Here is a 26,289-nt window from a genome sequence, read left to right as displayed (position 1 = left end):
AATATGATGTCAGGAGAAGGACATCAGGGAGACAAGGAGTGAAAGATATGACAACAAGATTGGGGAAGGCAGCTTCATTTAAGAGAAAAGCGGCAGCCTGGCTTGCAGCGGTAGCGATAACATTAGGCTGCGGAACAACAGCATTTGCGAATAACAGCCCGGAGAATGATTATGAGACAGATTCGACACACATTCTCATATCCGAGGCGGATACAACTATAGCGGATATTGACAATCTCATGCTTGGAGATGCACCATCGGAGGTGCTTGGAGATAAATCACTGGATGGATATTCAACTCTTGCAGTGTTCTCAGTTACAGCGGTGAATGATTATGATTATTCTGAGATAGAGACGACAAAGATAAGAGGAGCAGCCATCACCAGTGATATGACAGTTCAGGTGAGATTTCTTCCGGATGACGGAGACTGGACCAAGATTCCATTCAGCGTAGAGAGCGGAGTTCTTCTGGCAGAATTCCCATCGGATGGACAGCTTGCAGTGTTTGTCAAGGATGACATAGATATACCGGATGATGATGATCCTCAGACTGCGGGTGTATCACAGGCAGGAAAGGCACCACAGACAGGAGACAGACTTCCAATATACATATTTACCGGAATCGTAGCGGCGGCACTTGTGGTTGTATCAGTGAGAAAGATAAGAAAATAATATATAGTGTATATAAAAAAAGAACTTTTGCATATATATGTGCAAAAGTTCTTTTTTATGTTTAGAAAGTCAAGTGATTATTTCATAAAGCACATTGAATAACATATTGATTTTTGGTAAAATTGTATATAAATGGGGTTTCCAGACACTTATACTGGTTATTCCGCAAATGTACATATCAAGAAAGGCAGGGAGTAATTTATGAGAAGAAGTTATGGCAGACGAATGATCGCATTTCTCATGGCATTCATTATGGCATTGTCCGTATTGTTCCAGAGTGATATTGCGATCGGAGGGATTGCGCAGGTGCTGGCGGCACAGTCACAGAATGTGGCGACGGCCAGTGATGCGGAGAAGCAGAGTGATGTGGGGGATTCTGTTGCCACGCTGGCGGCGGATGATGCCATAGATCTGAATGCGGACGGATATTATTGTTATACAACGGTGACATCCGGTAAGACGTATTCGGGAAAACCATGGACGCTCACTTCGTCAGAGCTGGTGGTAAAGAAGATTGGAGATACGACCAACGACACGAAGCTGTCGTCAGATTATTATACTGTAGAATACAGTAACAATGTTAATGTTGGTACGGCAACAGTTACAGTCAGAGGTAATGCAGACATGAACTGTAGCGGTACTCTTACATGTACCTTTACTATAAAGGCAAAGAGTATAACTTCGACTGCACTTTTCTATATAGATGGAAAAGAGAAAGCGAACCAGCATAAAAATTGCAAAAATAAAATTTACACATATCAGGCTGGTGGTGTATGGCCGCAGATATATGTAAAGACAGCGAATACATCATCAGGATATTTCCTTACAGAAGGAACTGACTATGTTGTCGATTATTATAACAACGACGAGGAGTCAGAGGTAGTGGAGGATCCTCTTGGGGACGGCCCTAGAGTTGTAGTGTCCGCTGCAAAGAACAGCAATTATAAGATCGGTAGCGACGGAGAGTATTACATATACTACGGAATCAGCGCTGCAAACCTCAGTGATCAGGAGATATCACTGGAGGGTGATACATTTGTATATACAGGAAAACCTATAAAGCCGGCTGTTAAGATACTGGACAAGACCAACAACAAGTATCTGCACAGCATAGACGAGTGGGGTACAAATGACTATGAGTACAAGGTTGAGTATACCAACAATACAGATGTTGGAACGGCGACTGTCACAATAACAGGAGCACCTACCAGATTCAAGGGAACTGTAACCAAGACTTTCCAGATCGTGGATCAGGGAACTGAGGTATACAGCATAGCAGACGCTGACGTTACGGTGGATGACGACCTTGTATATGACGGAACTGCCAAGACTCCAAGTCCGGTGGTTAAGTATAAGGGCACGACACTTGTCGAGGGCAAGGATTATAAGGTGTCATACTACACCAACAATACAAATGCATCCACATCCACATCTAAGCCATCACTGACTATATCAGGACTTGGTTCATATGTGGGTTCAAAGACGGTGAACTTCACCATCAAGCCTAGGAGCACGGAAAATCTCTCCGTAACATTTGATGATGCAGTGTTCAACACCGCAAACAACATAACGATACAGGTTTCTCCACAGAATATTTCTGTCAAGGATAAGGAACTTGGAACTACACTTAAGTTATCCCAGGATTTCTCATATGACTTCAGTGAGTATTGGAATGCCAAGGATTACAATGTAGGAACACATAAGTTTAATATAGTAGGTATTGGAAATTACACTGGAACTGTTCCATGTGGGTTCCAGATTGTTGCAGCGGATATATCCAAAGCTGTAATAACTGCCGATGACGCCGAGTACACAGGTTCTGAGGTGACCACAACCCTGTCAAAGGTCACATTCAGCAATACGGATCTTGTGGAGGGCGTTGACTACGAGATATCAGGTTATGAGAACAACGTGGAGATCGGAAATTCAGCCAGAGTCATGATCAAGGGTCTCGGCAATTTCCAGGGAACATGTGTAGGTACATTTGCGATAAAGACATCTAAGATCAGCATGAATGATGTGGAATTTTCCACGATATCATCGATGAAATATACCGGAGCACAGTTGAAGCCGGATGTGACATTGACATACGACGGCAAGACACTTGTGGAGGGAACCGATTACTCTGTTGCTTACGGCGAGAATATCGTGCCGGGAACCAACAATGGTAAGGTTACATTTACAGGTATGGGAGACTATGCGGGTACTGTGTACAAATCATTTAACATACTTGCAAAGTCATTCTCAGATGCCGATGTAAAGCTGACTGTGAATAAGTCCAGTTATGAATATACCGGAGAGAACATAAAGCCGGATATAACAATTACATACAACGGAATGACATTGGTTGAGGGAGTTAACTACACCTTCCCGTTCAGCTACAAGGAGACTGGAACATGGACAGTCATTGCCATGTCAGCATCGGTATATTATTCCGGTTCAAAGTCATTCCAGATCACTATAGTTGCTCCGTCAGGTGATATGGGCAAACTCACATATGAGGATATACCTGACCAGTATTATAACGGCGGCGAGGTGAAGCCGGAGCTTACCATTAAGAATGGCAGTTATGTTCTGAAGGAGGGAACAGACTTCACAGTCACCGACAGAAAGAACAATGACAAGGTAGGAACTTCTACTATTACTATAGAAGGAATGGGCTCATACAGCGGAACTAAGGTTCTTGAGTTCAACATTTTACCTAAGCCTCTTGAGGACTGCGATGTCAAAGATATATCCGACAGCCAGTACACAGGAGAGGCATTAGAGCCGGCAGTCACCATCAAGAATGGCAGTGTTGAGCTGGAGCAGGATGTAGACTATACGGTAGAGTACAGCAATAACACGGATGTGACAGATGAGGCCAAGGTCGTAATAAAGGCTGCAAATGATAATTATACAGGCGAGATCGTCAAGTATTTCAAGATAACACCTGTTTCAATCATTTCATCTTCAAGCGGAATGGGAATAACCCAGGCCGACCAGTCACAGATGTACACAGGTATGGCCATCGAACCGGTGATAAATGTAACCAGATACGTTAATGGTGAAATTATCAAGCTGGAGAGAGACAAGGACTATACTGTTGAGTATGCGAATAATATAGAGGTAACAGGTTCAGGAGAGAAGGCTTCGATCACTGTAACCGGTATAGGAAATTACACAGGACAGAAGGTTATACGTTTCGAGATAGAGAAGAGAGCTGTGTATAACTGTCAGATGGATGCTATAGCGGATCAGTTGTGGACAGGCTCAGCTATAACACCTGAGATCAATATATACAACGGTGAGATCAAGCTTGTTGAGAATGAGGATTACACAGTAGAGTATGCAGACAACACGGATGCCGGAAAAGCGTCAGTGACCATAACAGGCTGTGGTGATCATTACACAGGTCAGATCATCAAATACTTCAATATTACTAAGGAATTTATAGACATAAGCACAAGTGACAAGATCACTTTGACGGGACTTGAGGATCAGTCATACAACTTTGGCATGGCGGTCAGACCAATCTTTACTCTGAGCTATGACGGCGAGGAGATGACAGCCGGATCAAACGGTGATTATACATATACCTTCAAGGACAACTATGAGGTCGGTACCGCAACACTTGTCATAACAGGTGTGGGCAAGTACAAGGGAACAAAGGAATACACGTTCAAGATCGCCAAGTATGACATATCAGGTGATACACTGATTATATCAGGCGACACATTTGAATATAGCGGTACTGCTATCAAGCCATCACTTGTGGCTGTGAAGGTTGGAACCGTCAACAGAATAACATCATTTGATGATTTCAATGTCACATACGGTGAGAATACAAATGTTGGAAATGGAAGTGTGACCATCACTCCAAAGGCGGACAGCAGCTATACAGGAGAGCTCACACAGAAATTTGTAATATACAAGAAGAGTATTACAGGTGCAACAGTTTCAGCTTCAAGTGTGACATACACAGGTAAGGCACAGACTCCTGCGGTGACAGTTACATGCAAGGACGGAATGGCAGTGCCTTCAGGAAGTTATAGCGTTGAGTATGCCAACAATATCAATGTTGGTACAGCTAAGATCACGGTAACAGCTCTGGAGGATGGCAATTTCGATGGAACCGCTACAGGAAGCTTCGAGATAAAGGCTATAGATATTGCCGGAGCCGATGTGGCTGATATAGCTGACCAGACATACACAGGCTCAGCGATAACACCGGATATAACAGTCAGCTACGATGGCACCGAGCTTGTTGAGGGTGAGGACTATGTTGTATCTTCATATGATAATAATGAGAATGTCAGCACGGCTTCAGCTAAGGCGTCGATAACCATAACTGGTAAGGGCGTATACAGCGGAACAAAGAAGATCGAGTTCAATATTGTTCCTGCATCAGTCAGCAAGGCAGTTGTAACAGGCGTTGAGGACAGTGTGGTATACACTGGCGCAGATATAACATTTGTAGGACTGGCAGTTACAGTGTCGGGCAGAAAGCTCACTGCTGCTGACTACACAGTGAAATATACAAATAACAGAAATGCTTCCACAACTGACAGCAAGGCAGAGATACTTATCACAGGTAAGGGCAATTACACCGGTGAGAAGATAGTTCAGTTCGTGATCGAGCAGAAGGATATAGCAGATTGCACAGTTCAGCCGATCAGCGCACAGATCTATACAGGAAAGGCTGTTGAGCCTGAAGTGACTGTCACTGACGGTGCAAACACTCTTGTAAAGGGAACGGATTATACCGTTGCATACAGCAACAATATCAATGTCACAACAACCGAGTCAAAGGCTGTTGCTGATATAAGTGGAACAGGCAACTATAAGGGATCTGTGAAGGCAACATTTGATATTGCCAAGAAGATCGTCAAGATAACAGATGCGGATGTTGCTGATATAGCAGATCAGACATACCACATGGGAGATAAGATAGAGCCGGCTGCAACAGTCACAGTGGATGGCGTGAAGCTTGACGCTGACTGCTATACGGTAACTTATACAAACAATGTGAATGTCGGAACTGCGACAATGACAGTTACAGGTATCACTGTACAGGGATATTCAGGAACTGTCGAGAAGACATTCAAGATACTTCCATTGTCTATTGCAAAGGCAGTGGCATCTAAGACTTATTCAGCGGTGTACACACCGGCTGGAACGACATTTACAGTGGAGAGCTTTGACATCACAGTTGATGGCAAGAAGTACACTGTGACGGACATGTCAGATTTCACTGTAACACAGAAGAACCTGATAAATGTTGGAACAGGAACAATAACAGTTACTGCAAAGGCTGACTGTAACTTTACAGGAAGCTTTGATATCGCAGTGACAATAACTGCAGCGAAGATAGAGGAGAGCTGGGCAAGCCTTGAGCAGACAGAGTTCAGCTATACCGGATCTGAGATAACTCCTGAGCCGGTTGTCAGAAGTGGAAATGTCATTCTCAAGAAGGATGTCGACTATACACTCAGCTACGACAGCAATGTGGAGTGTTCCGATAAGGCAAGCGTGATGGTGACAGGTACAGGTAACTATACAGGAGAGGTAAAGCTTCTCTTTACTATCGGTGCGAAGTCGCTCACGGGAGCAAAGGTAAGTGCTCAGGCACAGAGCTATACAGGTAAGCCGCTCACCACGAAGATCTCAGTCGAACTTGGAGACGAGAAACTTGTAGAGGGCCAGGATTATACAGTAGAGTATGTAGAAGGCGAAGTTACAAATGCAGGAACCGGTAAATTCAAGATCAAAGGTAAGGGCAACTATACCGGAGAGCTTGACGGCACATTTGTCATAAATGCGAGAAGTATAAATGCTGAGGGCATTATGGTTGCAGGTGTGGCAGATAAGACATACACCGGATTTGAGATAACACAGGATATAACAGTTAAGGATGGAGATGCGGTTCTCACAGAGGGAACAGATTACACTGTCGACTATGAGAATAACGTCAATGCATCGACCACAGATTCAAAGGCTGCAGTTATAGTCAGAGGTAAGGGTAACTATGACAGCAGTATAACAAGACGTGTAGAATTTACAATTGGACAGAAGGATATAACAGATGCAGAGATGGACGGCGTGGAGAGTTCAGTCGTATACACAGGAAAGGCTATTACATTTGATCAGGCTGTGCTCACTGTGGACGGTGTTAAGCTTGTAAATGGTGTGGACTACGAGACTGAATATGTCAACAATCTGAATGTATCTACTGCCAGCAGCAAGGCGAATATCATCTTCAGTGCAAAGGGTAATTATACAGGAAAAGCAAGCTGGACATTCACTATCACAGCAAAGAGCATAGAGGATTGTACAGTCAGCGATATTCCGGGACAGACCCACACAGGAAAGGCACTTACACCTGACATAACAGTCAAGGATGGCAGCAGAACTCTTGTGAAGGGCACGGATTATGATGTCGTATACAGCGACAATATTGAGGTGTCAACAGCAGACAAGCCGGCAAAGGCGGTTGTCACAGGAAAGGGCAACTACACCGGATCTGTACAGAAGACATTTATGATAGCAGAGAGAGTTATAGATATAACACCTGCGGTCATCTCTATAACAGACAAGGGACCATTTGTATATAACTATGGCAAGCAGATCACACCGGCTATATCAGTTACACTGGATGGAGAGGTGCTTCCAGAGGATGCGTATACAGTAAGCTATCAGAGCAATGTGAATGCCGGAAAGGCATACATAATCGTGACAGGAGCCGGAGAGTATCATGGAGTCATAGATACATCATTTACTATCGAACAGCTCGATGTGACAGGAGGAGTCCTTGAGCTTGAGAAGGATGCTTACGGATATACCGGAAGCGAGATCAAGCCTCTAGTGACAGGAATCACTCTGGCTGGCGGCAGCATAGAGCCTGGCACAGATTTTGACGTGACATACAGCAACAATATAAATGTAGGCAGTGGAGAGATAGCTCTCACAGCCAGAAGCAGTTCAAACTATAAGGGAACAGTTACAGGCAAGTTTGCGATCACTGCGGCAGACATCACAGATGCCCAGCTCACGGTTGCCGATCAGACATACACAGGTGCTGCACTCAAGCCGGCAGTGACAGTATATCTGGGACAGACAAAGCTTATAGAGGGAACAGATTACACAGTGGGATATGCTGACAATACCGATGCCGGAACAGCAACGGTTACTGTAAAGGGTATGGGCAACTATGCCGGAACAGTTAAGACGACCTTCAAGATCGCAGCAAGATCCATAAGTGCAGCAAAGATAACTGTTGCAGATCAGGTGTATACTGGAGCTCCGCTTACACCGGAGATAACAGTTACATTAGGTGGAAAGCAGATCGCAGACACCGAGTATGATGTTGACTATAGTGGAAATACCGATAAGGGTACAGCCACAGTGACGATAACAGGTAAGCACAATTACACAGGAACAGCATCAGAGACATTCACCATATCCGCAATGGATATAAGCAAGTGCGTGGTCTCACCTATAGCGTCTGTTGTATACGACGGAACAGCCCACAGTCCAAAGGTTACAGTCAAGAACGGAGAGATAGTTCTGACAGAGGACAGTGATTATGACGTCACATACAGCGACAATGTAAGTGTTACAACAGACTCAAGAAAGGCAAAGGCAACTATCACAGGCCGTGGAAATTATACAGGTCAGTGTGTGGCTGAGTTTGAGATAACAAAGGCAGACTTTGCAGATGCAGTCATAACAGGAATACCTGAGAGTGTAGAGTATACCGGTGAGAGCATAGTCCTCACAGGATATGAGCTCACACTTGGAGATACAAAACTTGTAGAGAATCAGGATTACGTTGTTGAGTACACTGATAATAAGGAGATCGGAACAGCGACTGTCAGATTCATCGGAGCAGGCAATTACAGCGGTGAGAAGACTGCAGCCTTCAAGATAACAAAGGCAGATATAGCAAACTGCGAAATCAGCCCGATCCAGGGACAGACATGGACAGGTAAGGCCATAGAGCCGGTGCTCACCATAAAGAATGGCAGCGTCACCCTGAAGGCCGGAACAGACTATGAAGTTACATACAGCAACAATATAGACGAGACGGATGAGGCGAAGGCAGAGATCACCGGTATTGGCAACTATACAGGAACTGCTGTAGTCTACTTCTCGATAACAAGAAGCGTTGTGGATATAAACGGCGCTACAGTGTCGGCTATACCGGCGCAGACATATGCATTTGGCAAGGCTGTAACTCCTTCAGTCACTGTTATGTATAACGGAATTACACTGAAAGAGAATACAGATTACACCTTAACATATGAGAACAATATAAATGCTGGAACAGCATATGTGATCATAACCGGAACAAAGTATTACTCCAAGACAAAGAGAGTAAGCTTCGCCATCAACCCTGCGGACATATCAGCAGGCCGTGTGGTTATAGATCAGGAAAGCTTTGTGTACACAGGAAAGAGCCAGAAGCCTGAGGTTACAGGCATAGAGTTTGGAGATGTGATGATAACTGATATGGACAGCTTTGACATAAGCTTTGGCAGCAATGTCAATGTAGGAACAGCGTCCATCAGCGTATCAGCAAAGAGCAACACCAACTACAAGGGCAGCGTGACAGGTGAGTTTGCCATAACAGAGGCAGATCTGTCAGGCGCAGCAGTTGAGGTAGACGATGCGGTATATCAGGGAACACCTCTTACCCCGGCTGTCAGGGTAACACTTGGTACAGTGGTTCTGACAGAGGGCAGGGATTACACTCTGAGCTACAGCAGTAACACAAACGTAGGCAAGGGTACTGTAAAGATTACAGGAAGTGGCAATTATAAGGGCACCGTCAGTGCAGAGTTTGCTATAACAGAGAGAACGATCACTGATGCCGATGTGGAAGTCGCAGATCAGATCTACACAGGTAAGGAGCTCACTCCTGATGTGGAAGTAACACTTGGAGACAAGCTTCTGACAAATGGTGTGGATTACACAGTTACCTATGAGAAGAATGTCAATGTCGGCACGGCAAACGTTATAGTAAAGGGAACCGGCAATTATAAAGACACTATCACAAAGACCTTTAGAATAGCTGCAGCAGACATTTCAAGTGCAGTTGCGTATAAGATCAGTGATCAGACATATACCGGAAGTCCTATCACCCCGGCAGTGACAGTAAGCATGGCTGATGGAACAACACTGAAAGCCGGTGTTGACTATGAGGCTGAATACACAGGAAACACAGATGTTACGACAAAGGATGCACCTGCACAGGTGGTTATCACAGGAAAGGGCAACTATGTAGGAACCCTCAGAACAACATTTGCGATAGTACCTAAGTCACTTACAGGAGTCGCCATCAGCGGATACAGTGAGTCTGTGGCTTACACAGGTGCTGATGTGACATTTGCAGATATTATAGTTGCCGATGGAAGCGAGATCCTCACAGAGGGAATTGATTACAGGATCACATACACAGGCAACAAGGCAGTCACAACAGAGGATGGTACATACTTTACAGTAACAGGTACAGGCAATTACACCGGAAGCAAGGATGTACACTTTGTGATTACGGCAAAGGATCTCAGGGAATGTGATGTCGAGGAGATTGAAAGCCAGATATACACAGGAAAGGCCATAGAGCCGGAAGTAACGATAAGAAATGGTAATGTTCTTCTTGTGAGCGACGTTGACTATGATGTCACATATGAGTCGAATATAAATGAGACTACAGAGACAACAAAGGCTAAGGCTATAATCACAGGAAAGGGCAACTACACAGGAAAGGTAACGAAGGAATTCGTTATAGGAAGAGTATTTACAGATATATCAAAGGCTGAGATAGAGGCTATTCCGGATCAGACATATACATTTGGACAGGCCATAACCCCTGAAGTCAAGGTAAGCTTTGGAGGAAAGGCACTCACACTTAACACCGACTATACAGTGACTTATACCGATAATATTGATGCGGGAACTGCAACTGTAAAGATCATAGGTACAGGTGATTACAACAAGTCAGTTACAAAGACATTTGTCATAAAGCCGGCAGATATATCAAAGGCGTCAGTAGTTCTCAGGGGAACATCATTCACCTACACAGGTGAGGCGATTACACCTGCAGTGACAAGACTTGGCGTTCCTAATGGTGGTGTGACTGAGAGTATCACAGATCTCTCTTCATTCGCTGTGGAATACAGTGACAATACAGATGCCGGAACGGCAAAGGTTACTGTAAGTGCAGGAAAGGATACGAACTACACCGGAACTGCATCAACCACATTTACTATCACAAGAAAGAGTATAAGCGGTGCGGTCGTGAGCGTGGCAGATGCTGAGTACACCGGATCAGAGGTTATACCGGATGTAAAGGTAACTCTGGGAGATAAGGTGCTGACAGCAGGCGTGGATTACACGGTATCGGCTGAAAACAATGTAGAGGCAGGAGAGGACGCTCTGTTAAAGATCACCGGATGCGGTAATTATGAGGGCGTACTGAGCCAGACATTTGAGATCAGTGCAAAGAGCATAGACGGCGGAAAGTGCAGCATACCGGCTCAGGTATATATAGGATCTGCGCTGACACCAGATGTAGTTCTTGAGGTTGGAGGCAAGACTCTGACCAAGGGTGAGGACTACACAGTTACATACGCAGACAACATAGATGTCACAACGGCTGAGAAGAAGGCATCAGCGATCATCAAGGCCATGGGCAACTACACAGGAAAGCTCACAGTTTACTTTGACATCACGGCAAAGACTCTTACAGCAGCCGATGTTGACAGCATTGATGCTCAGGAATACACCGGCGAGGCGATAGAGCCAGTGGTGGTCGTAAGAAACGGAGACACAGTTCTTGTTGCGGGAAGAGATTACGATGTAACATACAGCAACAATACAGACAAGACTACAGAGGCGAGAGCAGTAGTCAAAGGTAAGGGTAACTATCAGGGAACCGTTACAAAGCTGTTTGAGATATGCGGAGCAAGCATAGCACCGGCGGTTGTGACAGGAATACCTGAGAGCGCAGAATATACAGGTGACAGCATAACCTTTAAGGACATAACAGTTGTGATGAATGGAAAGACACTTGTATATGGAACAGATTACACAGTAAGTTATGAGAACAATGTCAATGCAACCACTGAGGACAGCATGGCATACGTTATCATAAAGGGTAACGACAACTACGGTGGACAGATAAGAACAGCCTTCAGCATAACCCCAAGAAGTCTTGAGAAGTGCAAGGTCGATGCCATCGGAGGACAGACATATACAGGCAGGGAGATCACCCCTGAGGTTACAGTAAGAGATGGATCAAAGGTACTCGAAAATGGAAGAGACTACACGGTATCTTACAGTGACAATATCGAGGTGGGCAAGAATGCCAAGGCAGTTATAGAAGGTAAGGGCAACTACACCGGACAGCTTACAGCAGAGTTCACCATCGCAAAGGAAGTGCTCGACATTTCAAATGCGGTGATAAGTGATATCGCAGATCAGTATTACAACTTCGGTGAGGAGCTCACACCTGCACTCAGTGTAAATCTTGGAGGAAGAAAGCTTACAGAGAATGTTGATTACAGCGTAACCTACACTGATAACATTGAGGCCGGTACGGCTACAGCTACAGTGAAGGGAATCGACCAGAATAAGGGCGAGGTAAGTAAGACATTCAAGATCCTTCCTATAGATATAACAACTGCAGAGATCGCACTTGTGAAGGATTCATATGGTTTCACAGGAGATGCGGTAACAGCAGATGTAGAATCGATAACAGTCACAAGAAATGGAGTTAAGAAGGTACTCACAGATCTCGCAGGATTTGAGATCACATGTACAGACAATGTAAATGTCGGTACGGCTACAGTTAAGATCGCCGCAGGCGAAGGCCAGAGCTATACAGGAAGCACAAGCACATCCTTCAGGATCGTTGCAGCTTCAATAGAGCAGGCAGAGGTCAGCGTTGACAGTGCAGTATATACGGGAAGCGCAATCACTCCTGTATGCAGAGTAGTTCTCGGAGGAAAGACTCTTGCAGAGGGCGTTGACTACAAGGTAACAGTTTCAGGCAATGTGAATGTTACTGACAATGCACTGGTTACTATAGAGGGAACCGGAAATTACACCGGAAAGCTCTCACAGAAGTTCAGCATAACTCCTAAGAGGATATCACAGGCTGAGGTAAAGGCCGATGATGCTGAATACACAGGAAGCGCAGTTACGACAACAGTCAGTGTAGTCCTTGATGGAAAGACTCTTGTTCAGGGAACTGACTATAAGCTCAGCTACAGCGACAATGTGAATGTCACATCTGACACAGCAAAGGCTGTTGTGACAGTGACAGGAACAGGCAACTACACAGGAACAGTCCAGGGAGAGTTCTCTATAACTCCTATGGATATATCAAAGCTTGACATACCGGAGATACCAGATCAGACATACGGCGGTCAGGCAGTAAAACCTGAACTGAGAATTGTAAATGGCAACAATGTTCTCTCAGAGGGCACTGATTACACAGTGGCATACGAGAACAACGATTCGGTTACAGACAAGGCCAGCGCTATTATCTCAGGTAGAGGAAGCTACAAGGGATCAGTGACCAGAACATTTGCTATAAAGGCATACAGCATAGACAATGCAGAGATAAGTGGAATCCAGGATGCGGTAGTATTTACAGGAGATGCCATTGAATTTGCAGATATAGCAGTTGTAGTAAACGGCAGGACACTTGTGAACGGTACGGACTACACAGTAAGCTACGAGAACAACCTGAACGTTACAGATGAGAAGAATCCTGCATATGTGATCATAAAGGGCACAGGAAACTACGGCGGACAGGTTAGAACAGCATTTGCCATAACAGCTAAGAATATCGGCAGATGCAGCATTGATCCGATTGGCGGACAGATATACACAGGTAAGGCGGTTGAGCCTGAGATCACAGTCAGAGATGGCGCAAGGATACTGGAGACCGGAAAGGATTATGACATTACTTACAGCAACAACACAGATGTGACAGACAGTGCTGAGGTCACCATAACAGGTAAGGGCAACTACAGAGGCAGCAACAGTGCGGTATTCACCATCACACAGGAGGTTGTGGATATATCAAAGGCTGTAATGAGCAAGGTCGATGACCAGTATTACAACTTTGGAAATGCCATAAGACCAGAGGTTACACTTACATATGGCGGCAAGACATTGACACAGGATGTGGACTACGAGCTTGTATACATCGACAATATCAATGAAGGTACGGCGACGATACAGGCAAATGGTATCAACAAGAACACAGGCTCGGTGAGCACAACATTTGCCATAAAGCCAGTAGATATAACAACTGCTGAGGTTGTACTTGAGAATGACTCATTTGAGTACACGGGATCAGAGATCAGACCTGCAGTTAAGATGATAACAGTAAGCAGGGATGGCAAGGCGACGGCAGTGACATCTATGACAGCATTTGATGTGACATACACGGACAATACAAATGTCGGAACTGCTGGTGCGGTTATAAAGGCAGCACAGGGAAGCGGATTTACAGGATCTGTGACAAAGAAGTTTGAGATCACAGAGGTGGATATCGCACAGGCTGTAGTTGATGTGGAAGACCATGTGTACACAGGAAGTGCAGTAAAGCCTGCATATACAGTGACACTTGATGGCAAGAAACTCACTGCGGGAACAGATTTCAATGTGGTGTTCAGCAACAATGTAAATGTTGGAACAGCAGCCATCCTCACAGTGACCGGTACAGGAAACTACAAGGGAACAGTTGTCGCATACTTTGCGATAACTGCAAAGGATCTGAGCAAGGCAGATGTGAATGTCCAGTCATCAGTTTACACTGGAAAGCCACTTACACCGGCTGTGACAGTAACTCTCGATGATGAGATATTAAATGCAGACATTGATTATGTTGTTTCTTACAGCAACAATGTGAACGCTACGACAGCAAAGTCAAAGGCGACTGTGACCGTCAAGGGAACAGGAAACTATAAGGGCACTGTGACTGCTACATTCGACATTGAGCCAAAGGCGATCGATGAGGCGAAGATCAATGATATACTGGATCAGATGTACAGCGGCAGTGAGATCAGACCGGATGCAAAGGTGACACTCGATGGAGTACAGCTTGTTGCAGGAACGGACTACACTGTGACATATGAGAACAACATAGAGGTTTCAGATTCAGCCAAGCTTATCGTAACCGGTAAGGGCAATTACAAGGGAACTGTAGAGAAGAACTTCAGTATAAAGAGTCTCACTCTTGAGGACGCAGAGGTATCAGGTATACCAGCCGGCACAGAATACACAGGAAAGGCCATAACATTTGGCGAGATCGTTGTGACACTGGTCGGAAAGAAACTGTCCGAGGATGAGGATTACACAGTAGAGTATAAGAACAATGTAAACGTGACAGACAGTGCGGAGGTTGTGATAACAGGTATCGGCAATTACAGCGGAGAGCTGAGCAGAACATTCAAGATCACAGCTAAGGACATAAGCAAGTGTAGAGTCGATGCGATTGGCGGACAGGTACACACAGGAAAGGCTGTAACACCTGAGGTCACAGTGAGAGACGGAACACAGGTTCTCGTGTCTGGAACAGATTACAAGACAGAGTACAGCAACAACATAAATGAGACAACGGCCAGCTCGAAGGCTGAGATCAAGATCACAGGATCTGGTAACTACACAGGAAGCATAACAGTGAACTTCACGATATCTAAGAATCTTGTGGATATATCCAAGGCTGTGATAAGCAAGATCAGTGATCAGCTTTACAACTTCGGCCAGCCGCTCACACCGGATGTGACAGTTACATTTGGTGGAAAGACACTTGTATACGGCGAGGATTACGCACTCGTATATGTGGACAACATCGATGAGGGTGTGGCAACCGTAACAGTTAGAGGTATCAAGTCAAATACCGGATCTTTATCGGCTAAGTTTAACATCAATCCGGTCGATATAAGTGATGGACAGATAGCTCTTGATGCATCCGAGTATATGTATACAGGAACAGCAGTAAAACCGGTGATCAATTCATTTACAGTGAAGAGAGCTGGAAAGACAGTGACAGTTACTGATTTTGACAACCTTGAGATCAGCTACTCGTCAAATACAAATGTTGGAACAGGTAAGGTTACTATAAAGGCACTTGAGGGTGAAGGCTTCACAGGAAGTGTCAGCAAGACATTTGCAATAGTAGGTGCTTCAGTCGACAATGCTTCAGTAAAGGTTGGAAACGGAGTTTATACGGGTGAAGCTGTAACTCCGGATCACACAGTTACACTCGGAGGCAGGACACTTGTTGAGGGACGTGACTACAGAGCAGACTACAGCAACAATGTGAACGTGACAGACAGTGCAGTGCTCACCATCACAGGTATGGGTAACTACAGTGGAATCACCACAGCAAGATTTAAGATAAGTGCCAGAAATCTTGCAGATGCAGACATTACGGTGGCATCGGCAAGATACACAGGAGATCCACTCACACCTGCAGTTACAGTTTCACTTGGCGGAACAGCTCTTGTGGAGGACAGAGACTTTACAGTTTCATACAGTGACAATGTGAATGTCACAACAGACACAGATAAGGCAGGCGTTACCATCACAGGTATAGGCAACTACACTGGAACGGCGGTTGAGAAATTCGATATCGCAGCCAGAGACATATCTCTTGCAGAGATAAAGGACATCGACAGACAGAATTATACCGGTAATGCGGTTACACCAAAGCTCACGGTTGTTGACGGACAGAGAGAGCTTGTGGCAGGCAGGGATTACACCGTAAGCTACAAGAACAATGTCGAGGTGACAACGGCAGCAGTTGCGGTGATAACAGGAAAGGGCAATTATTCAGGAGCTGCCAGCAAGCTGTTTGCTATTGGCGGTGCTGATATTGCAGATGCAGATATAACAGGTATAAAAGACAGCGTAACCTACACAGGAAAGGCAATAACATTTGCCGGACTTAAGGTAACATACGGCGACGATGTACTTGTGGCAGGAAGAGACTACACTGTATCATACAGTGGAAATAAGAACGTGACGGACAAGGCAAGTGTTACCATCACAGGTATTGGCAACTACACAGGAAGTGTTAACAGATACTTTGCTATAACAAGAAGAAATCTTGCAGACTGTCATGTGAGCGAGATCGAGGGTCAGATTTACACAGGCAAGAAGATAGAGCCGGAGCTCACAATTACATATGGAGATCTGGTGCTTGTAGAGGGTGTTGACTACGAGATCGAGTACAGCAATAATATTGAGCCTACAGCAGGCGGACAGCCGGCAAAGGCAATAGTAACAGGTAAGAGAAGCTACACAGGAACTGTGGAGAGAGAATTTACCATTACAAAGGATCCTGTAAATATAAGCGGAGCCAAGATCAGTGCAATACCTGATCAGGAGTTTGCAAAGAAGAATATCACACCTGCGGTAAATGTTACATACGGTGGCAAGACGCTTGTACAGGGAACTGATTACAAGGTTTCATACATCAATAACTATAATGTTGGAACTGCCACAGTGACGATCACAGGATATGGAGACTACGTAAGTTCTAAGACGGCAACTTTCGAGATCGTCAAGAGAGACGTAACAGGTTATGTAGCAGAGCTTTCAAAGAGCAGCATGACATACACCGGAAAGGCACTCACTCCATCAGTTACAGCTATTAACAGCAGTGACGGAGCATTTGTGCTTGACGATGAAGATATCGCGGGCTTCATAGTGAGATATGCTTCAAATGTAAACGTTGGAACAGCAACGGTTACAGCTACAGCAGGAAGCCGGTCTAACTACACAGGAAGTGTGACAGCAACATTTGCCATAACAGCGGCATCAATCGATAATGCAGTAGTTGTGGCAGAGGATACGGAATACACAGGAAAGCCGGTAACTCCAGCCGTTACAGTGACAGTCAACGGTGTTGTTTTATCAGCAGCGGATTACACAGTGGCTTACAGTAACAACACTGAGGTCGGAACCGCAGAGGTAAGCATAACAGGAAAGGGCAACTACACCGGAGAGACAACAGGTACATTTGAGATAACAGCAAGAAGTATCAAGAACTGTACAGTTGAGTGCAGCACATCGATCGAGTACACAGGAAACCAGCTCATACCTGTTGTAAAGGTAAAGAATGGTGATGTGGAGCTGACAGAGGGAGTTGACTACATACTCAGCTTCGATATGAACACAGATGTGACAGGACGCGCAAAGGTGGTTGTGACCGGTAAGGGCAACTACAAGGATTCAGTGACAAGATACTTTGCAATTACAAAGAAGAGTATCGCTGGAGCTGAGATCAAGGGTATTACAGGAAAGGTATTCACAGGTAATGCAATAACACAGGATATTGAAGTTGAACTGGATGGACACAAGCTCAGCCAGGGAACGGACTATACTGTGAAGTACGAGAACAATGTTCATGTAGGAACAGCAGTCATAACAATAACAGGTGCAGGCAACTACACAGATTCTGTAAAGAAGAGCTTTGTGATAAGCAAGGCAGATATAAGCAACACGGCTGTTATAAACGGAATTGAGTCCGAGGTTATATACAAGGGCACAGCATTTAAGTTTGATAATGTCACGATAACATGGGGAACAAATGTGCTGAAGGAAGGCAGAGATTACACGATCACATACCAGAACAACAGCGGAATCACCATGACGAGAACAAGTAAGGCTTCAGTCACTGTGAAGTTCATGGGCGACTACAAGGGAAGCGTTACAAAGCAGTTCAGGATCAAGGCATTTGACATATCAAAGGCAACCGTATCAGCGATAGCAGACAAGACCTACACAGGATCAGCGATCAAGCCGGCGGTTACAGTTAAGATCGGCAGTACAGTGATAAATCCAAAGGAGTACACGGTTGAGTACAGCAACAACGTGAAGCCGGGTGTTGCAAGTGTTACGATCACAGGACTTAACAACTTCTACGGAACAAAGAAGGTTACATTCAACATCATTCCTGCAAAGGTGAAGAACCTTGCGGCAAGCGGTGAGACAACAACATCACTGAAGCTATCATGGAGCAGCAGTGCATATGCCCAGGGATATGAGGTGTACAGATATGATACAGGTAAGAAGACATATGTGAAGGTTGCAACAGTGACGGGCACAAGCAGCAATATCACAGGTCTGGCCGCGGGAACTGATTACAAGTTAGCGGTATCAGCATATGTGAAGTCGTCAGGCAAGACACTGTATAGCGAGAAGACAGTCATAAATGCAGCAACAAAGCCAGCTAAGGTTTCAGGTATTTCATTCAGCAGCAGGGCAGAGAAGTCGATAGCGCTCAAGTGGAATACAGTTAAGGGAGCTACAGGCTACAAGGTATACAGACTTGTATCAAAGGACAATTACAAATATCTTGGTTCGACATCAAAGACAGCTTATAATGTAAACGGTCTGACTGGAAGTACAGCTTACACATTCAAGGTAGTTGCATACAAGAAGGTCGGCAGCAAGGAGCTCGTTGGTGAGGATGCTACGGCAAGGATCATGACAACGCCATCGGCAGTCAAGAATCTTAAGATCAGTGCCAGAAGCAATGCATCGATAACGATGAAATGGAGCAAGGTAAACAACGCTGATGGATACATAGTTTACAGATACCGCGGCAACAGAGCAGTCAAGATCAAGACCATCACAAGCAAGTCAAAGGTCGTATTTGTAAGCTCAAAGCTCAGTGCCGGAACAACGTATAAGTACAGAGTTGTGGCATACAAGAAGGATGGAAAGGCGATCGTAGAGAATGCCGGAACATATGTATCAGGATTTACACTTCCTGCAACACCTGTTGTATCAGCGAAGGCCGGAGTCAAGCAGGCGAAAATTGCATGGAAGAGAGCCAAGGGAGCAACAGGTTACATCGTATACATGTCAACATCAAAGCGTGGCACGTATAAGGCTGTTGCCACCATAAGAAAGTCCAGTACGACTTCGTACACCAAGAAGGGCCTGAAGAAAGGCAAGACATATTACTTCAAGGTGCGTGCATTTAACAAGTCAGGTAAGACAACATATAAGAGTTCATACTCAACAGTAAAGAAGATCGTTGTCAAATAGTGACTGACAGTTAGATAAGGGAAAGCCGGAAATAAAACTATAAAAAGCATCCAACCGGGTGAGCCTGGAAACAGGCTTATCTGGTGGATGCTTTTTTGTTATCTATGAGGCGGAGGAATCTGTCAGCCTGAGAGATGATAAAGTCCTTAAGTGCTTTATATGGAAATACATTCGTTGTATTATTGCCTACATCGGTGTCTATGGAGGTGAATGAGTCGAGATCACTCTGCAGTCTGCTCTGTGAGAAACATAGACATTTTTTTATGGTCATATCAGGTGATGAAACCTTCGGTATGATCGGTGAGAAATCCCTGATAAACAATGGATTTGTCACATTGTAATCACCGTAGAAAAACTGTTCTGAGAAGAAATCCCGGAATGGGATGCACCTTCCCTCCGGCTGCATGCTGAGCTCGTGCATTCGGACATGGTCTATGTCGCGTGTCACACAGGTGGGAGTGTTATCGCCTGCCTCAAACTGAAAATATTGCGGCCAGAATTCCTCCACATAGGCGGCGTCCATCATGAGATGGGCAAGTATGCCAAGGTCGGCAGGTGTCATAGCTTCCACTGGATATTCTGACAATATGTGATCGATGTCCGGATATTTTGTTATGAGATCGTTCTGCCATTCCGGCCTGAAATGTGTCAGGGCTTTGTCCGTAACCGCATCTGGAAGAACGCAGCCCAGCAGGAAATCATTCAGCAGCTCCGGCTGGGATTCCTTTGAAATATGAAGTTTATCTGCGATGTATCTGCCCTCGCACAGGTGTATTATGTATCCCGGCATTGCAGCCCTCCCATATAGAATATATTTGTCAATTTGTAAAAAAGTGTACCCCCGGAGCCCCCGTAATGTCAATAAAGACAATTTCATACAAACAGTTTACTTGACTTATAATTTGTTAGGCGGTAAAGTCATAGATGGATAAATGGGATATCCATATCAGAGTAAAAGGAGAAACGTGTTGAATAACGATTACAACAAAGAACAAAACGACAAGAATGACGACAACAAGAATAATGGCAACAAAGGCAAAAACAGGAATGTCATGGTTCTGCTTGTCATCTCGGTGATATTGACACTGCTGTGCTGGAGAGCATACGACAAGATCACAAATGGAACGAAAAAAGAGATCCCGTACAGCGGATTTGTGGAGATGCTGGATTCGGGAGAGGTGGACAATGCAGAGATATATGCCAAGAAGATCAAATTTACCTCAAAGGAGTCTGATGGAACTCTGGACAAGAACACCTATGTGACTGTGAGGATAAGCGACGATAAGCTTGCAGACAGACTTAAGACGGCCCATGAGAAGTATGCCACAACATATGAGGGAAAAGACGAGAGCGGTTCAGCCATGGTCGGAACGATACTTTCATATGTGGTAATGATAGCTGCATTCTATCTGTTTCTTTCGCTCGTGACAAGGCGGAGCGGAATGATGGGCTTTGGCAAATCTAACGCAAAGGTATATATGGAGAAGAAGACCGGAGTCACATTTGCAGATGTTGCAGGTGAGGACGAGGCAAAGGAATCCCTGACTGAGATGGTCGACTTCCTTCACAACCCTAAGAAGTATATGGCTATAGGTGCAAAGCTTCCAAAGGGAGCACTGCTGGTCGGCCCTCCGGGAACCGGAAAGACACTTCTGGCAAAGGCCGTTGCCGGAGAGGCAAACGTGCCATTTTTCTCCATGTCGGGATCAAGCTTCGTGGAGATGTACGTGGGAGTCGGAGCATCGAGAGTCAGAGACCTGTTCAAACAGGCATCTGAGATGGCTCCTTGTATAATATTCATAGACGAGATAGATGCCATAGGCCAGAGCAGAGACAGCGTGAGGGGCGGTGATTCGGAGAGAGAACAGACACTGAACCAGCTTCTTGCCGAGATGGATGGATTTGACACATCCAAGGGAATAGTGATACTGGCTGCAACCAACAGGCCGGAGACACTTGACAAGGCACTCCTGAGACCGGGAAGATTTGACAGAAGAGTAATAGTTGAGAAGCCGGATCTTCAGGGTAGAATAGACACGCTGAAGGTACACTCCAGAAATGTCAAGATGGATGAGACTGTGGATCTCCGTGAGCTTGCGCTTGCCACAGCAGGTGCGGTTGGAGCAGATCTCGCCAACATAATAAACGAGGCGGCGCTCACTGCGGTCAGATCCGGAAGGAGCATGGTTTCACAGGCTGATCTGATTGGTGCGGTGGAGCTTGTATTTGCAGGAAAAGAGAAGAAGGGCAAGCTGCTCGGCGACCAGGAGAAGAAGGTCGTTGCATATCATGAAGTTGGACATGCTCTTCTGGTTGCTCTCCAGAAGCACACTGAGCCTGTTCAGAGAATTACAATAGTTCCTAGAACGATGGGTTCTCTGGGATATGTATGGCAGGTGCCTGAGGAAGAGAAGTATATGGAGACCAAGGCTGAGCTTGAGGCGAACATTGTGACGACCCTCGGCGGAAGAGCTGCAGAGGAATTGAAATTCGAGTCAGTGACCACCGGCGCGGCAAATGATATAGAGCAGGCGACCAAGACAGTGAGAGCGATGATAACCATGTACGGAATGTCAGACAAGTTCGGACTCATGCAGCTTGAGACTGTTCAGGGAAAATATCTCGACAGAAATGCAGTGCTCCAGTGTTCAGACAAGACTGCTGCAAAGGTCGATGAGGAGATTAGAAATCAGCTCAAGAAGGCATATGATGAGGCCAAGAAGCTTCTCTCAGAGCACATGAATGCGTTGGATGCCATCGCACAGTATCTGATAGAGAAGGAGTCGATAACAGGCCAGGAGTTCATGGAGATATTCAACAGAGTTGAAAATGCTGAACAAAATGTTGAACAGGAATAAAAACAAAACAGCAATTTAATCAATAAAAAATAGAAGCCGGGGCTGGCAAAAAGCTCCGGCTTCTATTTTTTCTATATCTGCTTTAGATTATATCTGCTGAAGATCGTCCAGGGTCTTGCCGTATGCCGGTAAAAACTCGCACACGAAGTCGTTTACCTCAGGATAAGTCTCAGCCATCTGTGACACGGAATTCATGATCGTACCCATGGCACTGGAGAACTCGGTATTTCCCGATCCTGTCTCCTCTATGCATTTGATCAGGGCGGACAGCTTGTCAGCCGCTTTGACGAGCTTCCAAAGATATACATCATTCTCGTCGTCGGCATCCTTAAAGAATATCGGTTCATAGGCTGGTCTGAGATCGTCCGGCAGCTTGTCAAGCAGTGTGTGGCATGCGATATCTTCCACATCCTTGAAGGCTGTCTTGATATCATCGTTGTAGTATTTCACTGGGGTCGGCATGTCGCCGGTGATGATCTCCGATGCATCGTGATAGAGACCTATGAGTGCAGCTCTCTCGGCGTTCAGAGTCTTGCCGTAGCGTACATTGCCGATGGTTGCCAGTGCGTGGGCTATCATGCTCACCTCCAGGCAGTGCTCACACAGATTCTCCTCGCGGTTGTTCCTCATGAGTGCCCATCTGTCAATATATTTCATTCGTGATATAAGTGCAAAAAAGTTGTATTCCATCATAAAATCCTCGTTACTTCTGTTTATCGTTGTGGAAAAAGTTATATACCGCAGTGGCTGCAGTCTTGTTCATTCCCTGCGGGATCTCGAGATCAGCAATGCTGGCGGCACGGATCTTGTCTATGTCCTTGAAGTATGCCAGAAGAGCCTTTCTCCTTGCCGGACCGATGCCCTCAATATCGTCCAGAACTGAGTGGATCTGGGATTTGCTTCTGAGACTTCTGTGGTACTCGATTGCAAATCTGTGGGCCTCATCCTGAAGTCTTGTTATCATGTTGAAGGCCTGTGTATTTGCAGGAAAATCTATCTCCTTGTTGTTGTAATAGAGTCCTCTGGTTCTGTGGTGGTCATCCTTTACCATTCCGCATACCGGGATGTTGAGACCAAGCTCGTCAAGAACCTCCAGAGCTATGTTGACCTGACCCCGGCCGCCATCCATCATGAGTACATCAGGGTAGATATTAAACCGCTCGTCTGTGAACCTTCTTGTGAGTACCTCCCTCATGCTTGCGTAGTCATCCGGCCCGTCTATGGTCCTGAGCTTGAACTTTCTGTAGTCATTCTTCTTGGCGCGTCCGTTTTCAAATACCACCATGGATGCCACGGAGTGATAGCCGCTTATATGCGATATATCAAATGCTTCAAGGCGTCTTGCGGATGAAACTCCGATAAGCTGTGCCAGCTCATTTGCCGCACCCTCAGTGCGCTCCTTTTCACGCTTGAGCTTGTCGGCATCCTGGTTCATGACCAGAAAAGCATTGTCCTTTGCCAGCTTGAGAAGCTTCTGCTTGTCTCCCTTCTGGGGAACAATGATGTGTACCTGACTTCCCCGGCGGGCGCTCAGATATTCCTCGATGACCTTGTAGTCCTCGATCTGCTGCTCGATAATGATCTCCTTTGGCAGATATGGAGTGGAAGCGTAGTATTGCTTGAGAAAAGACTCCATGATCGTGCTGTAAGCCTCAGCATTTACGCCGCTCATGTGGTAGTGTTCCCTGCCAATCATCTTGCCGGATCTTATGAAGAATATGGATATGACACACTCATTTCCAAGATCGGTGGCCATGGCGATCACATCCCTGTCGTCTGCGCTTGTGTCACCGACTCTCTGGGTGGACTCAATGTGATGGATGCTCTTTATCAGATCCCTGATCTCGGCGGCCTGTTCAAATTCCATATCCTCGGACAGCTCCTTCATCTGCTTTTCGAGATCCCTGATCACATGACCGTGGTTGCCGTTCAGAAAGCTTATGGCATCCTGGACATTTTTGTTGTAATCCTCCTTGGAGATATATCCCTGACAGGGCGCCATGCACTGCTTTATCTGGTGATACAGGCAGGGTCTTTCAAGGCCCATATCCCTTGGCAGAACCTTGTTGCAGCTCCTGATGTGATACAGCTTTTTCATCAGCTCTATGATATCCTTCACCGCTTTGGAATTGGTGTATGGGCCGAAATATTTGGAGTGATCCCGTTTCATCTGATGGCTGTACAGTATGCGCGGGTAATCCTCCTCCACAGTAATGCGGATATAGGGATAACCCTTGTCATCCGTGAGCATGGTGTTGTAGTGCGGTCTGTGCTCCTTTATAAGGTTGCACTCTAGAACGAGAGCCTCGATCTCTGAACCGCAGACAATATATTCAAACCATGCAATATGGGATACCATCTTCTGAATCTTCGGGGATTTCTTGTAGCCGGTCTGGAAATACTGATGTACTCTGTTGTACAGATCTATGGCTTTTCCTACATATATAATATGATCCCCCGAATCGTGCATGAGATATACTCCTGGGACATGGGGGAGCTTCTTAAGTTCTTCTTCAAAATCAAACATGTCATTCACCTCAAAAATCTTAGATAAGTATATCACTATACTTACTATCATGTCATTCTTTCATCAGAAAATTTGAAAAATAAAAAAGGATTTTGAGAAAAAACGGAGAATAATAAAAATGTGTGGTAAGAAATATTGATCATGTGATAGGAGAGATTCTATGACGATACGGGAACAGCAGGAAAAAAGGGAGCACGAAGTGCTCAGCAGATATGCGGCGTTCAGTGATCAGTCCACAGGACGTGACAGACCGGAGGAGCAGTGCGACCTCAGAACGGTCTACCAGAGAGACAGGGACAGGATACTCCACTGCAAGGCGTTCAGGAGACTTAAGCATAAGACTCAGGTATTTCTGTCGCCGGGTGATGATCACTACAGGACCAGACTGACCCATACTCTGGAGGTGTCGCAGATAGCAAGGACGATAGCCAGATCACTCAGGCTTAACGAGGATCTGACGGAGGCGATAGCGCTGGGACATGACCTGGGACATACGCCATTTGGACATGTCGGTGAGCGGACACTTGCGGCCTGCGCGGGCAATAATTTCAGCCACAATGTTCAGAGCGTAAGGGTTGTGGAACGTCTTGAGAACCGTGGTGAGGGACTTAATCTCACCTGGGAGGTCCGGGACGGAATGCTAAACCATAAGACATCATGCACTCCGCATACGCTGGAGGGACAGTGTGTGAGACTGGCGGACAAGATAGCGTACGTCAATCATGATATAGATGATGCGATAAGGGGTAACATATTGAAGGAGGAGGATCTTCCGACCAATATCACCGACATTCTCGGGAAGAATACCCGCACCAGACTGAACTGTCTCATACATGATGTGATAAATACGAGTCAGGACAAGGATTATGTCGGTATGTCGGCGGAGATCGGGGATGCTCTGGGGAAGCTGAGAACATACATGTTCAGATATCTCTACACTAACCCGATAGCCAAGAGCGAGGAGCTCAAGGCCGACAAGATGCTGAGGATATTGTATGAATACTTCATTGAGGACGCCAGCAGGCTGACAAATGAATGTGTTGAGATGATATATATGGGAGAGGATCCCAAGACAGTCGTGTGCGACTACATAGCTGGTATGACAGACAATTATGCGATAGAGACATTTAAGAGTATATATATACCGAAGTCCTGGAAGGTCTGAGCATACCTG

7 protein-coding genes are annotated in these 26,289 nt (G+C 45.6%); 4 read left to right on the top strand and 3 right to left on the bottom strand.

Annotated elements, in window-relative coordinates; genetic code table 11:
* Window positions 1–47 precede the first annotated feature (47 nt).
* On the top strand, window positions 48–671 hold the full coding sequence (locus DWW70_RS12595) for a hypothetical protein (RefSeq protein WP_015533966.1): 624 nt from the start codon (window positions 48–50) through the stop codon (window positions 669–671).
* 201 nt (window positions 672–872) lie between these two features.
* Complete coding sequence (locus tag DWW70_RS12590; RefSeq protein WP_118649964.1) at window positions 873–19,730, top strand: fibronectin type III domain-containing protein; 18,858 nt, start codon at window positions 873–875, stop codon at window positions 19,728–19,730.
* Window positions 19,731–19,806: 76 nt separating this feature from the next.
* On the opposite strand, the gene DWW70_RS12585 is transcribed toward DWW70_RS12590, so the two are convergent.
* Window positions 19,807–20,520 (bottom strand): hypothetical protein, encoded by a 714-nt coding sequence (locus DWW70_RS12585; protein WP_118649963.1) that lies wholly within the window; start codon window positions 20,518–20,520, stop codon window positions 19,807–19,809.
* Between the two features lie 262 nt (window positions 20,521–20,782).
* Here DWW70_RS12585 and ftsH point away from each other — a divergent pair, with 262 nt between their 5' ends.
* Entirely contained in the window at window positions 20,783–22,588 is a 1,806-nt protein-coding gene (gene ftsH / locus DWW70_RS12580) for an ATP-dependent zinc metalloprotease FtsH (RefSeq protein ID WP_117549473.1), read from the top strand.
* A gap of 87 nt (window positions 22,589–22,675) precedes the next feature.
* Here the strand turns inward: ftsH and yfbR are convergent, their stop codons facing one another.
* Both yfbR and uvrC read right to left on the bottom strand, forming a co-directional pair.
* Window positions 22,676–23,278: a 5'-deoxynucleotidase gene (yfbR, locus tag DWW70_RS12575; RefSeq protein ID WP_118649962.1), complete on the bottom strand. Its 603-nt coding sequence runs from the start codon at window positions 23,276–23,278 to the stop codon at window positions 22,676–22,678.
* Between the two features lie 13 nt (window positions 23,279–23,291).
* Window positions 23,292–25,115: an excinuclease ABC subunit UvrC gene (uvrC, locus tag DWW70_RS12570; RefSeq protein ID WP_117549471.1), complete on the bottom strand. Its 1,824-nt coding sequence runs from the start codon at window positions 25,113–25,115 to the stop codon at window positions 23,292–23,294.
* 160 nt (window positions 25,116–25,275) lie between these two features.
* Between uvrC and DWW70_RS12565 the strand changes: the two genes are divergently transcribed.
* The gene (locus DWW70_RS12565; protein WP_022216126.1) at window positions 25,276–26,280 is read left to right on the top strand and encodes a deoxyguanosinetriphosphate triphosphohydrolase; all 1,005 of its coding nucleotides are present in this window, start codon (window positions 25,276–25,278) and stop codon (window positions 26,278–26,280) included.
* The last annotated feature ends 9 nt before the right edge of the window (window positions 26,281–26,289 follow it).

This window comes from Coprococcus sp. AF16-5, from assembly GCF_003479365.1.
GTDB lineage: Bacteria > Bacillota > Clostridia > Lachnospirales > Lachnospiraceae > Coprococcus > Coprococcus aceti.
This window is presented reverse-complemented; position numbering and strand designations above follow the sequence as displayed.